This window comes from Desulfoluna sp. HI9BLuna (genome assembly GCF_056829775.1).
This window is the reverse complement of sequence record NZ_CP186555.1, coordinates 1,534,919-1,550,330: the sequence shown is the minus strand read 5'-3', so window position 1 is coordinate 1,550,330 and position 15,412 is coordinate 1,534,919. Positions and strand designations below refer to the sequence as shown.

General features: G+C 60.3%; 12 protein-coding genes. 11 read left to right on the top strand and 1 reads right to left on the bottom strand.

Annotated elements, in window-relative coordinates; genetic code table 11:
* Window positions 1-38: 38 nt before the first annotated feature.
* The 4 genes from ACOYW0_RS06115 to ACOYW0_RS06100 all read left to right on the top strand — a co-directional run bounded on the left by ACOYW0_RS06115 (window position 39) and on the right by ACOYW0_RS06100 (window position 5,743).
* Window positions 39-2,468: a right-handed parallel beta-helix repeat-containing protein gene (locus tag ACOYW0_RS06115; protein WP_482417668.1), complete on the top strand. Its 2,430-nt coding sequence runs from the start codon at window positions 39-41 to the stop codon at window positions 2,466-2,468.
* Window positions 2,469-2,556: 88 nt separating this feature from the next.
* On the top strand, window positions 2,557-3,489 hold the full coding sequence (locus ACOYW0_RS06110) for a glycosyltransferase family 2 protein (protein WP_482417667.1): 933 nt from the start codon (window positions 2,557-2,559) through the stop codon (window positions 3,487-3,489).
* 11 nt (window positions 3,490-3,500) lie between these two features.
* Window positions 3,501-4,616, top strand: coding sequence for a glycosyltransferase family 4 protein (locus ACOYW0_RS06105; RefSeq protein WP_482417666.1), 1,116 nt, complete (start codon window positions 3,501-3,503; stop codon window positions 4,614-4,616).
* Window positions 4,617-4,645: 29 nt separating this feature from the next.
* Window positions 4,646-5,743, top strand: coding sequence for a glycosyltransferase family 2 protein (locus ACOYW0_RS06100; RefSeq protein WP_482417665.1), 1,098 nt, complete (start codon window positions 4,646-4,648; stop codon window positions 5,741-5,743).
* A gap of 103 nt (window positions 5,744-5,846) precedes the next feature.
* Here the strand turns inward: ACOYW0_RS06100 and ACOYW0_RS06095 are convergent, their stop codons facing one another.
* Window positions 5,847-6,005, bottom strand: coding sequence for a hypothetical protein (locus ACOYW0_RS06095; RefSeq protein WP_482417664.1), 159 nt, complete (start codon window positions 6,003-6,005; stop codon window positions 5,847-5,849).
* Between ACOYW0_RS06095 and ACOYW0_RS06090 the strand changes: the two genes are divergently transcribed.
* The 7 genes from ACOYW0_RS06090 to ACOYW0_RS06060 all read left to right on the top strand — a co-directional run bounded on the left by ACOYW0_RS06090 (window position 6,004) and on the right by ACOYW0_RS06060 (window position 15,382).
* Window positions 6,004-6,372, top strand: coding sequence for a hypothetical protein (locus ACOYW0_RS06090; RefSeq protein WP_482417663.1), 369 nt, complete (start codon window positions 6,004-6,006; stop codon window positions 6,370-6,372). The genes ACOYW0_RS06095 and ACOYW0_RS06090 overlap by 2 nt on opposite strands.
* 309 nt (window positions 6,373-6,681) lie before the next feature.
* Window positions 6,682-7,545, top strand: a complete 864-nt coding sequence (locus ACOYW0_RS06085; protein WP_482417662.1) for an ExeA family protein — start codon at window positions 6,682-6,684, stop codon at window positions 7,543-7,545.
* Window positions 7,546-8,048: 503 nt separating this feature from the next.
* Window positions 8,049-8,612, top strand: a complete 564-nt coding sequence (locus ACOYW0_RS06080; RefSeq protein WP_482417661.1) for an ElyC/SanA/YdcF family protein — start codon at window positions 8,049-8,051, stop codon at window positions 8,610-8,612.
* Between the two features lie 65 nt (window positions 8,613-8,677).
* Entirely contained in the window at window positions 8,678-10,693 is a 2,016-nt protein-coding gene (gene asnB, locus ACOYW0_RS06075) for an asparagine synthase (glutamine-hydrolyzing) (RefSeq protein ID WP_482417660.1), read from the top strand.
* 33 nt (window positions 10,694-10,726) lie between these two features.
* Window positions 10,727-11,812, top strand: coding sequence for an adenine nucleotide alpha hydrolase family protein (locus ACOYW0_RS06070; RefSeq protein ID WP_482417659.1), 1,086 nt, complete (start codon window positions 10,727-10,729; stop codon window positions 11,810-11,812).
* Between the two features lie 2 nt (window positions 11,813-11,814).
* Window positions 11,815-12,153, top strand: a complete 339-nt coding sequence (locus tag ACOYW0_RS06065) for an acyl carrier protein (RefSeq protein ID WP_482417658.1) — start codon at window positions 11,815-11,817, stop codon at window positions 12,151-12,153.
* 19 nt (window positions 12,154-12,172) lie between these two features.
* A complete protein-coding gene (locus ACOYW0_RS06060) occupies window positions 12,173-15,382 on the top strand; it encodes a non-ribosomal peptide synthetase (RefSeq protein ID WP_482417657.1) in 3,210 nt (1,069 codons plus the stop codon).
* The last annotated feature ends 30 nt before the right edge of the window (window positions 15,383-15,412 follow it).

Below are 15,412 nucleotides of genomic sequence, written 5' to 3'. Positions count from 1 at the left end.
GGGGGATTGCGGGCCGATGTTGCATGGTGATGTGGGCGGTGCTGTTCATGATTGGGGCCGGGGTCGCGGAGGTCCGGGCCAAGTCGCTGTATGTGGCACCCGGGGGCAGCGATTCCGTCTCCTACGACAGCAACACCATCGACAATCCCTGGGCCTCGCCCCGGCAGGCCTGGTTCAACGCCCGGGCCGGTGACACCGTCTATTTCCGGGGAGGCAGCTACACCATCTCCTCGGAGATCGATACCAAGAGCAGCGGAAATGACGGCACATCCTCAAGTCCCATCACCTTTCGGAACTACGAAAACGAAGACGTGACCTTTGTCAGCACCCTGGGATCGGCCAAGGTGTTTGACATCGAGCGAAACTACAACGTCGTCAGGGGGATCAATTTTCGTGGGGGCGGCATCTTTTTCCATGTGGGGTACAACACCACGGCAACGAACTTTACCATCTCCCACTGCACGGCCGAGATGACCGACGGCGGGGACAACGTGGCCTTTGTGAAGGCTTCAATCCGGGCCGAAAACCTCCTTATGGAACACTGCACGGTGAGGGGGCCCGGCTTCAACGTCCACCAGAACACCGCGGGCGTGATTTTCTTCCGCAGCCCCGGGGCCAGGGTGCTCCACTGCGAGTTTTCCAACGCCCCCATCGGCATTTTTTACAAGCATGCCAACACGGCGAACTCCCCCCAGATTGAGATCGCCTACAACTATATCCATGACACGGCCAACCGATACTCCATCCTCACCAACACCAACTATGCCTACATCCACGACAACGTCATCGGCGTTTCCAACGCCAACTTCCGGGTGAACAGCGAAAACGGCGGGGACGGCGGGGACAACAACAAGATCTGGTACAACACGGTGTTCGGTGCCCAGCTGCTCTTGAGCGACGACGCAGACGGCGCCCGGAACAACGACATCCGGGGCAATGTCTTCACCAAAGAGATTCCCATCCACCGGTATGAGAGCACGGCCCATAACTCCGTTATGGACGAGAACCTGCACCCCACCGGGACCATCGTCATCGAAAACAGGGTGAACTACGACCTGAACGCATGGCGCAGCCACACCGGGGGCAGCGCCAACTCAAAGCTCATGGGCTCCACCTCCGCGGACTTCGTGGGGGGCAGCTCGCCGAGTTCCCTTTCCGGATATGCCTTGAGCAGCTCCAGCGCCGGTTACATGGCCATCAACCGGGATGTGGACGGGGACGGCTCATCCGAAGCGGCCAGCATGGGGGCGTACATCCCCCTGGTGGGGCCCCAGGACGGTGGGGACGAACCCGTGGATCCGGATCCTCCCGATTCCAATGTGCCGGTGCCCCGTGTGGACAGCGTGGAGGTGGTGGATGAGGTGGCCGGGGACGACACCATTTTCATGGACGACTTTGAGTCGTCTTCCCTTTCCAGCGACTACTCCGACTACAACGCCGGGGACAACACCGCCTTGTCCATTACCTCGGACCAGGGGTTCGGCGGCTCCTCCAAGTCCCTTGTGGCCAAGTGGTTTAGCGCAGGACAGGTGAGCGCCGGGTCGGTCTCCTACTTTTTCGGGCGAAACCCGGCGGGCTCCAAGAGCCGCAGCTCCGAGGATTTCGACGAGATCTTCTGGCGGTTTTACATCAAGCTCTCCAAGGGGTGGGAGGGCAACGCCAAAAAAGTCACCCGCGCCTCGGTGTTTTCCGCCTCGGACTGGCGCCAGGCCATGATCGCCCACGTGTGGCACGGCAATGAGCTGGCCCTGGGAACGGACCCCAAGACCTTTGTCTCCGGCAGCACCGTCACCTCCACTACCTACAACGACCAGAACAACGGGACCTGGCTGGGGGCCAAGTCGGGGAGCACCCAGATCTACGCCACGGACAACGCCGATCACTGGATTTGCATCGAGTCCCGGGTCAAGCTCAACTCACCGGGCAACAGCGACGGGGAACAGGACCTCTGGATTGACGGGGAGCTGGAGATTCGCCAGACAGGCCTTAACTGGATCGGTTCCTGGCGTGACTACGGCATCAACATGATCTCCTTGGGCAACTATTGGAACGGTGGCTCCCCCCGGCCCCAGCAGCGGTACCTGGACAACCTGGTCATCGCCACCTCACGCATCGGCATGGCAGGCTCGCCGGTGAACCCCGCCATTTACAAGACCGCCTTTGATTATTCGGGCCACACCCAGAGCGGGTTCGAAGGGCAGGTGAGCACCACGTCTTCGGAGACCGGCATGGTGTGGGCCGGGCAAGTGTCGGGCACCGGCAACACCCTGGTGGTGAACAGCAGCTCCGGCGCCTTCCAGGGAAGCCTTGCAGGCCAGGCCTCCCTGGCCCAGTGCACCACCTACTACGCCCGGGTCCGACAGGCCGACGAAGGGGGAAACCTCTCGGGCTGGTCCCCCTGGAAGATGTTCGTGACCCTGGAGGCCCCCTGGGGCGGCGGGGAGGTCGGTCCCCTTGAGGTGAACTGACACGGCTTAAATGATCACAGCGATGCCTCCGGCAGGGCCGCCGGAGGCATCGTTGATAACCTAATATTGAAAAGGCCAACGGAGACCCATGGATATACAAGGTCCATCCCTGTCCGTCATTATTCCCGCCTACAATGAAGAAGAGTTCATCGGCGCCACCCTGGGGCGTGTGTTTGAGCTGCTGGACGACGACCTTCTCAAGGAGGTGGTGGTGGTGGACAACGGCTCCACCGATGGGACCGCAGTCATTGCCCGGGGGATGGAGGGGGTGACCCTTGTCCCCCTTGCCGAGGCCGTCACCATTTCGCGGGCCCGCAACATCGGGGTTGCCTCGTCTACAGCCCCGGTCCTGGCCTTTCTGGACGCCGATGTGCTCATCACCGGAGAGTGGGTGAGACAGCTGCGCCAGGAGCTTCCCCTGATGGAGGGCGGTCCCCTGGTGGTGACCGGGGCCCGGTACGACCTCTCCGAAGAGCCCAGCGCCCTTGAGGAGGTGTGGTTCGCTCACCTGGTCCGTCGGACCCACCGCGCCGCTACCTACCTCAACGGGGGAAACATCATCACAACCCGGGCCGTGTTCGAGGCCGTGGGCGGGTTTCGTGAAGACCTGGTGACGGGGGAGGACGTGGATTTCTGCGACAGGGCCCGGGCCGCCGGGGCGGCGCTGCACATCAACCCGGGGTACAGGACCCACCACGAGGGGTACCCGAAAACCGTGAAGGCGTTTTTTCTAAGGGAACTCTGGCACGGCACCGGGGACATGCAGAGCTTTGCGGCCTTTACCCGATCCAAGGTGGCCGTGGCCGCATCGGTCCACAGCGCTCTGTGGTGCCTGTCCCTTCTCCTGCTGGTGACGGGGCGCTTTGCAGGGGCCATGGTGGCAGCGGTGGCTGCTGTGGCTCTCAACGTGGGGCTCACCGTCACCAAGTTCGGTTTCATTACGCCCCGGGCCCTGGTGCCGAATGTGTTCTATCACGGGGTGTACTTGGTGGCCAGGAGCCTCTCTTTTCTTAAACGCTGACCCGAAAGGCCATGATGCGCGTCTGTTACATTGTCTCCGACGATCTCTGGGCCGGTGCCGAGGTCATGGCGTGGAACCTTGCCCGGACCCTGCATGCGTCGGGCAGGGTGGCCGTTCAGGTCATCGCCCTGAACCCGGGGCGGCTCTCCCGCCTCCTCCGGGAAGAGGGCGTGCCCGTGTGGGTGGTGCCTGAAGAGACCCTCTCCTTTGGGGCGCTTTTGGTGAAGGTGCGCAGGATCCTCAAGGAGACGGCGCCGGACATTGTCCATGCCCACCGGTACAAGGAGAACATCCTCGCCTTTCTGGCCTGCGGCCTGGTGCAGAGACCGCGGCTGGTCTCCACCCAGCACGGGATGCCGGAGACCTCCCTTAAAGAGTCAGGGATTTTGAAACGATGCGTATCACGGATCAACATGCTGCTGCTCACCCACGGCTTTCACCGGTATGTCTGTGTCTCCGACGATTTAAGGAGAGCCATGGCTCGCAGTTTTGGCCTCAAGGATGGGAAGGCCTGTGTGGTCTACAATGGGGTCACCCCCTCTGGGGGCCTTGCACACCGGCCGGCAGGGAACACCCTCACCATCGGCTCCGCAGGCCGGTTTTACCCGGTGAAGGATTTTGCCTTGATGATCGATACGGCCGAGGCCGTGGGGCGCCTCCTGCCTGAGGTGCGGTTCAGGCTGGCCGGGGACGGCCCCTTGCGGGACGCCCTCCAGGGGCGGGTCCAGGCTGCAGGGCTATCGGAGCGGTTCTCCTTTGCCGGGCATGTGACGGATATGCCCGCTTTTTACCGGTCCATCGACATCTACCTCAACACCTCCGTGCACGAAGGCATTCCCATGAGCATCCTGGAGGCCATGGCCGCCGGGGTGCCTGTGGTGGCGCCTGATGTGGGGGGGCTCGGCGAGATCATCACCCACGGCAGGGACGGGTACCTGGTGCCCACCCGGGACCCGGGGGATTTTGCCCGGTGCCTGGTGCCCCTGTGTGAAAACGGTGACCTGCGAGAACAGGTGGCCCTCCGTGCCGAAAAAACCGTTCAGGACCGTTTCTCCGCCGAGGCCATGGCGGAGCATTACCATCAACTGTATGAAGGGGTGCTGGATCGGCCCGGGGGGGATCGATGAGTGCATGGCTGTTCGCGGGGTCCGTGTTCATGATTTTTTTCGCTTACTTTGGCTACCCCCTGTCCCTGAAGCTGATCCGGCCGAGGCATGCCCCGGTGCAAAAGATGTCCATTCTTCCGTCGGTGACCTTTATCATCGCGGCTTACAACGAGGAGAAGAGGATCGGGCAAAAACTCGAGGACACCCTTGCCCTGGACTACCCGCAAGACTCCTTTCAGGTGGTGGTGGCCTCCGACGGATCCACCGACGGCACCGCCGATATTGTCAGGACCTTTGAGGACCGGGGGGTCGAATTCATCGAGATGCCGGGGCGCAGCGGCAAGGAGCGGGCCCAGAAGGCCGCCCTGGAGCGTGCCCGCGGTGAGATCGTGGTTTTTTCCGATGTGGCCACCATCCTCGAACCCCACGGCATCCGGGCCATTGTCGCCAACTTTGCGGATCCGTCGGTGGGGTGTGTCTCCAGTGAGGACAGGCTCCTGACGCGGGACGGCAAGCCGTGCGGGGAAGGGGCCTATGTCCGCTATGAGATGTGGGTGAGGCGGGTGGAGTCTTTGGTTCATTCGGTGGTGGGACTCAGCGGCTCTTTTTTTGCCGCCCGGAAAGAGGTGTGCCGGGATTTTTCCGGGGAGATGCAAAGCGACTTCAGGATGCTGCTTTCCGCGGTGAACCTGGGGTATCGCGGGGTGAGCGATCCCAATGTCCTGGGGTATTACCACGACATCGCAGACCCGGACAAAGAGCTGAGCCGGAAGGTCCGTACCGTGGTCCGCGGCCTGACCGTTTTTTTTGAGAACAGGCGGTTTTTGAATCCTTTCAGGTACGGCCTGTTTTCCTATCAGCTGCTGGCCCACAAGCTTTGCAGGTGGCTGGTTCCCTTTTTCCTCGTGGTGGCCTTTGGGGCCAACCTGATCCTTGCGCTCTCTTCGTTTTTCTTCTGCCTGCTGTTTGTGGGGCAGGCTGTGTTTTACGGGATTGCCGCCGCCGAGCATGCGAGAAGGGCTCCGTTTGCCCATGCCATGCTTCGGATTCCCGGGTATTTTGTCACCGTGAATATTGCCATTGCCCTGGCCTGGAAGCTTTACTGGAGCGGGCATCGCATCGTGATGTGGACTTCATCGGAGCGGTAAAGGCAATGTGGAAGAAGAACAAGGAGGCAGTCCATGGAAAAAGGAGAATGGGGTGCCATTCTCCTTTTTTCATGGGCATGCCCCCCCCAGGGGGGGAGGCTGCTCAGCGGACTTTCTTGGCTTCAAGACGTCGTCTGCAGATACCGGCAAGGCCGAACAGGGCGATACCGAGGAAAAAGAGTGACGCGGGGTCATACACCGGCGCTGCGTCAGCCTTGGGTGTGGTGAGGCTTCCACTGACGGGTTGCACGGCGTGGCCCATGGAGCGGGAGGTGTCCTGCCCGCTGAAGGACGTGGTGACCGCCACAGGAGAGTGGGTTGTATCGGCGGAGGCTATCAGCAGGGGCGGGGTTGTGTACCCGGCCTCCGGTGCCACCATGGACTTATGGATAGTATGTGGTGAGGCAAAAACAGTTTCCCTTGCCAAGAAAATGGCGAAAAACGTCAATAGCCAAGGGGTCAAACGGTATTTCATTATGTCTCCAAACGTGGGAAGGGTAAACGATGAGACGATATGGCGGAGCATGATGGAGATGTTTTGGAATCGCTGCCGATGGGCGTTGTGCGATCCGGTCATGGTGAGGGTGAGAGGGAGGTTCCAACTTAAGGGAGAAATACTGCAGGAATGATGCCAGGACGCCCTGATGAATCGCAGGGTATGGATGATTCGTAAATACACTGTGTTCAGCCCGGGATGCCACCGGGCGGGGTTGGTATGGAATGTGGTGATGTGTACCTTCTTACATAGTTTGCTGTGTTGATGTGTAACTGATTACATAATTGGTCCCACCCATGGAGCCCTTTCATGCCCACGGAAACCCGTGAATGCATTTTGGTTGTTCAAACCATCTAAAACCCAACAGCAACCGGTTGTAACGATAATGTATTGATTTGGTGTCATTGTTATCCCATGACATATCCTGGCAAGGAGTGTAGCCATGTACGTAGAGCACTATAGCCTGAAGGCCAAGCCCTTTGAAATCACCGCGGACCCGGACTTTCTCTGGCTCGGGGAAAAGCACAGGGAAGCCTATGCCATGCTGCGGTACGGAGTGCTTGAGAACAAAGGGATCCTTTTGCTGACCGGTGATGTGGGGGCGGGAAAGACCACCCTGATCAAGGCCCTTGTGGGGGATCTGTCCGGGGATGTGATCTGTGCCACCGTCCCGGACCCCGGGGTGGGCGTGATGGACTTTTACAGGTTTATGGCCCGCGGGTTCGGCATTGATGCTTCCTTCTCCTCCAAAGGTCAGTTCATCACCGTTTTCGGCACCTTTCTTCATGAATGTTTCAACCGGCGAAAGATCGTTCTGCTCATCATTGACGAAGCCCAGAGGATGAGCGAACGATTGCTGGATGACGTGCGCATGCTCTCCAACCTGGAGCACAACGGTGTCAAGATGCTCAACATCTTTTTTGTGGGCCAGCAGGAGTTTCTGGTTGCCATCGGCACCCAGAAGTTCAGGGCCTTTCGCCAGCGCATCACCCTCAGCTATGCCATCGAGCCCCTGGACCTGGAGGAGACCTACCGGTATATCGCCTCGCGGCTGAAGAAGGCCGGGGCAAAGACCAACTGCTTTACCAAGGGCGCCATCAAAGAGATTCACCAGTACTCGGGAGGCTCACCCAGGGTGATCAACCTGCTCTGCGACATGACCATGATGGTGGGTTACTCCAAGGGGGTAACGCGACTGGAAAAACAGACGGTCCGGGATGCCGCCGAAAAGCTGCCCGGGGTGACGGCACCCGTGAAGAAAAAACGGAAGCTGACACGGGACGAGCCCCGTGAACCGGCGGTTTGAATTGTCTTGATGTATTGAGTTTCTATGCTATAATGTATTTAATTTTTAATCCCTTATAAGCTGAGTGTGACAGCCTCATACCTTGTTTTTCATCATGCCTTGCGCAGATCTGCAAGGGATGATGACGGGCTGAAAAGTGGTATCGTACCGCGTTTTTCGAGCCTTTGTTTCCGTGCGTCTGCAGCTTGTCCGCTTGCCGGGGACTCACAAGCCGTTTGACCGAGACCGTCTTTATCCCAGCCACCTCTGTACTCTGTCTTTCTTGAGCACCCCTGTCTCTCATCCCCGTGTATCCCTCATGTTCATGCTGACATCGTCGCTTATCTCAGCGCACCCACCGGCGCCATCAGTCAATGCCGTCCACCCACAGGCTCGAGGGGATCGGATCGTTTATCGTGCACAGGCCAAAAGCAACAACGGAAAGATTCGCCCCTCCATGGGCGACGGTCAGGCGCTGGACGCTGGGCTTTGGCCTTTTGGTGTGCGGGGCATGCCTTCTGGCCTTGTCTGTTCCGGCCGTCAAGGTGGAGTTACGGGCCGCCCTCGGGCGGGAGCTCATTGATGTGGACTCGCCCATCCCGGGGAAAGTGGACGCAATATACGTTCTGGGCGGGGGCGTCCGAAGCACCCGCGCCCATTTGCAACGGGCGGCGGGCCTGTACCATCAAGGTGTCTCGGAAAAGATCCTCTACTTTCACCGGGACGGAGACACGGTGAGGGACTGGTCCCTGGGGCGCGACATCAGCCGTGACGCCTGGGTGATGAGGCAACTGACCGCCCGTGGGGTTCCCGTCTCGGCCACCGAGGCTGTCCCTGTCATGGAGGGGTTCTGGGGGACCTATTCCGAAGCTGAGGCGGTGTCGGCCCTCGTGGTGGAACGACGTCGGAAGAGCCTGCTGCTTATCACCTCGCCACACCATACAAAGCGCGTTCGGCAGTCCTTTGCCTATTTTCTCCGGGGGCAGGGGGTCTCCGTCCTCGTGGGCGGCTCCGAGGATACGGCCTATCTCCGGGAGCTTTTGATGGAGCACGTGAAGGTGAGGGTTTACGGAATGTTTCTGCTGTAGGAAACCTCGATGAAAATCGACGGCGCACCGGGATCCCGTCAGGGAAGGGAACGGTGCGGCGGACAATGCAAGGAATCATGCCTATGTGCGGCGTTTCAGGGATATTGGGCGGTCACCTGGACGGACCGTCAAGGGAGAGGGCGATCTGCTCGATGGTCTCCACCTTGACCCACCGGGGACCCGACGGATGGGGTATCTATTGTAGCGGAGAGTTGGCGCTGGGGCATACCCGGCTCTCCATCGTGGACCTTCAGGGCGGTCATCAGCCCATGATGAGCGACCGGTTCGTGATCTGCTACAACGGAGAGATCTACAACCATATCGAGCTCAGGCAGGAGCTTGAGAAAAAAGGGGTCACCTTTGAGACCACGTGTGACACGGAGGTGGCCTTAAAGGCCTTTGAGGTCTACGGCACCGATGCCTTTTCCCGGTTCAACGGGCAGTTTGCCATGTTGATCTGGGACCGGCTGAAAAAGGAGCTGGTGGTGGCAAGGGACCGTTACGGCATCCGTCCCCTGTACATCCTCCAGCATGGGGGCGCCTTCTACTTTTCCTCGGAGATCAAGGCCTTCGACACCCTGGAAGGGTTCCGGCGCACCATGGACATGCAGGGGCTGTTCGAACATGCCCTGTTGTGGAACACCATGGGGGACAGCACCGTTTACAACGGGATCCGCAGCGTATCGTCCGGGACCTTCGAGCGGTTCACGGCCCAGGGCCGGATCGGGGGCGGTCGCTATTACGAGATCGGCGAGTCCTGTGGGACGTCGCCGGAGACCCTTGAGGAGGCAGGGGAGCTCCTGGAGTCCCTGCTCCTCGACTCGGTGCGCCTGCGGCTCAGGAGCGATGTGCCGGTGGGGGCTTACCTCAGCGGGGGCATCGACTCGTCTGTGATCACCCACCTGACCTCGGTGTGGAACCGCGAGAAGTTCAAGACCTTTTCCGTGGCCTTTGAAGACGCCGAGTTTGATGAGTCCTTTTTCCAGCGGGAGATGGTCTCCCGCATCAACTCGGATCACCTGGCCCTTCAGGTGGGCTACAGCCACATCAACGAGCATTTCCTCGATGCCGTGTATCACTTTGAGCGGCCGGTGTTCCGCACGGCCGGGGTTCCCCTCTTCATGCTCTCCGAGAAGGTCCGGGAGCACGGGATCAAGGTGGTGCTCACCGGGGAAGGGGCCGATGAGATTCTCTGCGGGTACGACTCCTTTAAAGAACTCAAGCTCCTGGAGTTTTGGGGACGGGATCCTTCCTCCACCATGCGTCCCCTGTTGATCAAAAAGCTCTATCCCCACCTTCGGCACTACAGCAACCCCAGGCAGTACGGGTTGATGAAGATGTACTACGAGGGGTTCCTCGGAGAGTACGACAACGAACTCACCGGCCTGAACATCCGCGCCGGCAACAACCGGATCCTTGCCAAGTACTTCCACAAAGACCACCCCGTGACGTTTGAAAAGGAGCGCCTCATCGAGACAGCCAGGCAGGTGCTCCCTGACAACTTTTCGTCATGGACCCTTCTCCAGAAAAACCAGTTCATGGAGATGAAGACCCTCCTTTCCGGCTACCTGCTCTCGTCCCAGGGGGACCGCATGTCCCTGGCCCACAGCGTGGAGGGGCGCTATCCCTTCCTGGATCACCGGGTGGTGGAGGCCCTCTTCTATTTTAAGGACAGGTTCAAGCTCCGGGGCTTTTCCCAGAAGTACCTGTTGGGCAAAACCTACGGGCACCACCTGCCCGATGCCATCGTCAACCGCCCCAAAAAACCTTACACCGCCCCGGATCTGAAGTCCTTTTTCCATGGGGGCGGCCTCTCGGAGCAGGCGGCACATTTCCTCTCCCCGGAGATGATCCGGGAGTACGGGGTCTTTGACGAGACCATGGTGGAAAGGCTGGTAAACAAGTTCAATCGCCAGATACCAGCTGAGATCGGCTACCGCGACAACATGCTCATCACCTTTATCCTGTCGTGCCAGATGACCCATCACTGGGCGGGGCACCCGAAAAAGGACCTGCTGGACCCGGCTTCCATGACCGTAAGGATCGACGACCGGCAGGGAACCACAGGGGCTGTTGGATAGGATTGTTGACCTAACCCAAGAGAGGATCATTCCATGAAGGAACATACCCAGGACCGCTGTGTCAGCTGCGTTCTTTCCGCTTCTTTTCCGGGCATTGAGTTTAACGCGGAAGGGGTCTGCAACTTTTGTCGGAACAAGCTCCAGATAACCTCCGATGCCGAGGCCATTGCCCGAGCAAAAGAGAAGATCGAGTCCACCATCAGCCAGCAGCGCGGCCAGGGCCGGTACGATGCCCTGATGTGCTACAGCGGCGGCAAGGACAGCACCTACACCCTGATGCTTGCCGTGCATAAATACGGTCTGAGGGTGCTCTCCTTTACCCTGGACAACGGTTTCCTGTCCGCCGGGGCCATGGACAACATCAACCGGGTGGTGGACGGCCTGGGTGTGGATCAGGTGACGGTGAAGCCGTCGTCGACCTTTTTCCGGTCCGTGGTCAAGGCCAGCGCCCTCAACGACATCTTTGGCGACCGGGCCCTTGTGCGCATCTCCTCCGGGTGCCATGCGTGCATCTCCCTTGTGAACATCACCGCCCAGACCATGGCCCTTGAAAAAGGCATCCCTTTTATCCTGGCCGGATTCACCCTGGGCCAGATCCCAGCCAACGGCGTGATGTACAAGACCAACTACCGCTTTTTGATGGACAGCCGCAAAACCGCCATGGACAACCTCAAGGCCCACGTCGGCGACGATGTGGATGCGTACTACGGGATCCGGGAGTCCCTCATCGATGCGGTGACCTCCTACCCGTACACCATGAACCTGCTCTGCCTCGAAGACATCACCGAGGCCGAGATCGTGCGGGCCATCGAGCCCCTGGGCTGGGAAAGGCCCGGGGATGTGGACGGTTGCTCTTCCAATTGCCGCCTGAACACCTTCAACAACCATATCCACCAGATAAAATACGGATACAGCCCCTATGAACTCGAACTCAGTCACCTCATTCGAAAAGGGCTGATGGCAAGGGACGAGGCTCTGGAAAAGATATTTGATCAGCCGGTTGATCAGTTTCAATCGGTGATGAGCCAACTCGGCATGACAGACAACGACATCGATTCCCTTGAGCCCCGGAGGCAGGAGGCCTGTTCCGGGGGCCTGGGAGCGATGGGGGGGACTTGACCATGGGACCAGTGAACTCAGGAGACCGCCCCGACAATGGGGCTGAAGGAACCAACACCATCGTGTTTCGAAAAAAGGAGATCCAGGAGGCGCTGCTGGAATTCATCACACGAAACTTCATGGTGGAGCGCAGTGACATCAAGCTGGATCTCTCCATGATTGACGAGGGGATCATTGATTCCTTCGGTCTGGTAGAAATCGTCACCTTCATGGAGACGACCTTCGACATGGAGGTGGCCGACGACGACATGAACCGAGATAACTTCGGCTCGGTCCTGAAGATCGTGGATTACATCTACAGACAGACCGACACCGACATCCCAATCCGTGCCGCAACATAACCCCGGGAGGTATTGTATTATGACGACCTTCAGCAGCGAGGCCGCAAGTTATCCTGCATCGGCCATTCAAGAGCAGTTCTGGCTCATCAACCAGCTCCATCCGGAGAGCTCTGCCTACAACATTCCCCTTTTATTTCGCATCAGGGGGCCCCTTGATCGCGACAGCCTGGAAAAAAGTCTCAACGACATGATCGGACGCCACCAGATCCTGCGGACCTGTTTTGCCATGGACCGGGGCGATCTGGTGCAGCACGTGGCACCCAGCCTGAACCTTCCCCTGGCCTGCGATGTGCCGGAAGGGGAGGAGGCGGTGAACCGCTGTGTCCGTGAGGAGCTGAGGCGGCCCTTTTCCCTGTCGGAGCTTCCCCTGATCCGTTTCCGGCTCTTTCGGACAGGGGAGGAGGAGCATCTCTTCCTCATTGTCATGCATCATATTATCACCGACCTTCGGACCAAGGAGCTCTTTACCGAAGAGCTCTCCTCCCTGTACGGGGCGGCGGTGACCCGGCGTCCGGCCCTTCAGCCCGCCTCGTCGGTGCCTTATGCTGAGTTTTCGAGGTGGCAGAGGGACTGGCTCGCAGGGGATGAGTGCCGCTCCATGCTGGTGTACTGGAAGGAGCATCTCAAGGGCCGCACCGATTCCCTTGACCTGCCCATGGAGAAAAAGCGTCCGTCGCTTCTTTCTCTGGAAGGGGAGGCCGTGTTCTTCCACCTGGAGCCTTCGTTTGTGGGTGAGTTGAAGCAGTTCAGCAGAGACCGCAGCGTCACGATCTTTCTGACCCTTCTGGCCGCCTACGCGGCGTTGCTTTTCCGCTACGGCGGCAACCCACAGCTCACCATCGGCGTGCCCCTGACCAATCGCCGCAGGGCCAGGTACAAGGATACCCTGGGGTGTTTTGTCAACATTCTTCCCCTGGCTGTGACCGTGTCCGGGGAGACCAGCTTCCCGGACCTCCTGGGCAAGGTCCGGCAGGCCATGCTGGGAGCCCACAGGCATCAGGAAGCACCCTACCGCCTTCTGGCGCACACGGTGGAGCCCAGGACAGGCTCCAGTCACAACCCGTTGTTCCAGGCCGGGTTTACCCTGGATCCCCCTGTGGGCATGAGTTTAGAGGGCCTTGAGGTGGAGCCCGTGGCCGTACACAGCGGGGGCGCCCAACTGGACCTCTTCTTTACCTTCTGGGAAGGGGACGACGGGATCCGGGGGTACTTTGAGTACAACTCGGAGCTTTTTGACGAGGCCATGGTTCGGCAGGTGTCTGAGAATTATCTGATGCTTCTCCGGGAGGTTCTCCGGGACGGTGACCGCCCCATTGCCGCCATTCCCGTGGTGTCCGAAGGGGAAAAAGAGACCCTGTGCGTGGCGTGGAATCAAACGGAGGCGCCGGCATCCCGGGGCACGGTGGTTCACCGGCTCATCGAGTCACAGGTGGATGCCGCTCCACATGCCGTGGCCGCCGTGTTTGAAGGGGAGTCCCTCACCTACGGCGAGCTGAACCAGCAGGCCAACCGGCTGGCCCGGTACCTTGAGACCCAGGGCGTGAAACCCGGCGACCTTGTGGGGATCCACATGGAGCGCTCCCTGGACATGCTCGTGGCACTGGTGGGCACCATGAAGGCCGGGGCGGCCTATGTCCCCCTGGACCCGGCCTTTCCCGAAGAGAGGCTCCAATACATGCTTTCCCACACCGAGGCCTCCGTGGTGCTGACCCAGGAGAGCCTCAAAGGGACCCTGCCCGCGTGCACGGCCCGTCGGGTGTTCATGGACACCGACCGGGGGGCCGTGGCCGAGCAGTCCGACGACAACCCGGAGGTGGCGGTCTCCCCCGACGACCTGGCTTACGTGATCTATACCTCGGGGTCCACGGGACTGCCCAAGGGCGTGGCCGTGCACCACGACGCCGTGGGCAACTTTTTGTCCAGCATGGCCAGGGAGCCCGGGCTCACATCCGAGGACGTGGTCCTGGCCGTGACGACCCTCTCCTTTGACATCACCGTGCTGGAGCTCTACCTGCCCCTCATCGTGGGGGCCAAGGTGGTCATCGCCCCCAGGGAGACCGTGGCCGACGGGCGGTTGCTCTTGGAAGCCCTTTCCCGGCATGGCGTGACCCTGCTCCAGGCCACCCCCGTCACCTGGCGCCTTCTCGTTGCCGCCGGGTGGCAGGGGGGAGATAATCTGAACGTCCTATGCGGCGGCGAAGTTCTGCCCGCGGACCTGGCCGCCGCCCTTGTGTCCCGGTCGTCCCGGGTGTGGAACATGTACGGCCCCACCGAGACCACGGTTTGGTCCACCTGTGCCCGCATCACGGACGGGGAGGCCAGGGTGACCGTGGGCCGTCCCATCGACAATACCCGTACCTACATCCTGGATCCCTGGATGCAGCCGGTTCCCACGGGGGTCTCAGGGACCCTTTTCATCGGCGGGGCCGGGGTGGCCAAAGGGTACCTGCACCAGCCCGACCTGACCCGGGAGATGTTTGTCCCCGATCCCTTTGCCGGGGAGGCCGGGGCCCGGATGTACAACACCGGGGACCTGGCCCGTTACCGCGCCGACGGCACCATCGAGGTGCTGGGGCGGTCGGATTTTCAACTCAAAATCAACGGGTTCCGCATCGAAGCCGGGGAGGTGGAGACCGTGCTTTCCGGCCATCCGGCAGTCTCCCAGGCCATTGTGTCGGCCCATGAGTTTGAGCCCGGGGATGCCCGGCTCGTGGCGTACATCACCCACACCAACGGCGGCCAGAGTCTTGTCTCCGATCTCAGGGCGCACCTAGCAGGGAGTCTGCCCGATTACATGATCCCCTCCATCTTCATGCCCCTTGATTCCCTGCCCCTGACCCCCAACGGAAAGGTGGACCGCAAAGGGCTTCCGGTGCCGGATACCCGTCGGCCCCAGACGGACCAGGCGTTCATGGCCCCGCAAAGCGATATGGAAAAGCTCCTCTCGGAGATCTGGACCCAGGTGTTGAAGGTGGACACCATCGGCACCGGAGACAGCTTTTTCGAGCTGGGGGGCAACTCCCTGCTCGGGGTTCGGGTGGTGGGCAAGGTGGGTGAGGCCCTGAAACGGAAGGTTCCCGTCCTGGCGCTTTTTCAGTATCCCACCATTGCCGCCTTTGCAGGCTACCTCGCAGGGGAATCAGCGCAACCGGCTGTGGCCCAGGACAAGATTTCAGATCGCGCCACACAGAAGAAGCGGGCAATGGCCCGCCGACGGCGGTCGCCATAAGAGGTCGGCGACGCATCACAGCCATGGATG

Coding starts and splice junctions, on each gene's coding strand:
- ACOYW0_RS06095 (WP_482417664.1), bottom strand. CDS start 6,005: ATGGGCCACGCCGTGCAACCCGTCAGTGGAAGCCTCACCACACCCAAG.
- asnB (WP_482417660.1), top strand. CDS start 8,678: ATGCAAGGAATCATGCCTATGTGCGGCGTTTCAGGGATATTGGGCGGT.
- ACOYW0_RS06070 (WP_482417659.1), top strand. CDS start 10,727: ATGAAGGAACATACCCAGGACCGCTGTGTCAGCTGCGTTCTTTCCGCT.
- ACOYW0_RS06060 (WP_482417657.1), top strand. CDS start 12,173: ATGACGACCTTCAGCAGCGAGGCCGCAAGTTATCCTGCATCGGCCATT.
- ACOYW0_RS06110 (WP_482417667.1), top strand. CDS start 2,557: ATGGATATACAAGGTCCATCCCTGTCCGTCATTATTCCCGCCTACAAT.
- ACOYW0_RS06105 (WP_482417666.1), top strand. CDS start 3,501: ATGATGCGCGTCTGTTACATTGTCTCCGACGATCTCTGGGCCGGTGCC.
- ACOYW0_RS06065 (WP_482417658.1), top strand. CDS start 11,815: ATGGGACCAGTGAACTCAGGAGACCGCCCCGACAATGGGGCTGAAGGA.
- ACOYW0_RS06090 (WP_482417663.1), top strand. CDS start 6,004: ATGGAGCGGGAGGTGTCCTGCCCGCTGAAGGACGTGGTGACCGCCACA.
- ACOYW0_RS06085 (WP_482417662.1), top strand. CDS start 6,682: ATGTACGTAGAGCACTATAGCCTGAAGGCCAAGCCCTTTGAAATCACC.
- ACOYW0_RS06100 (WP_482417665.1), top strand. CDS start 4,646: ATGATTTTTTTCGCTTACTTTGGCTACCCCCTGTCCCTGAAGCTGATC.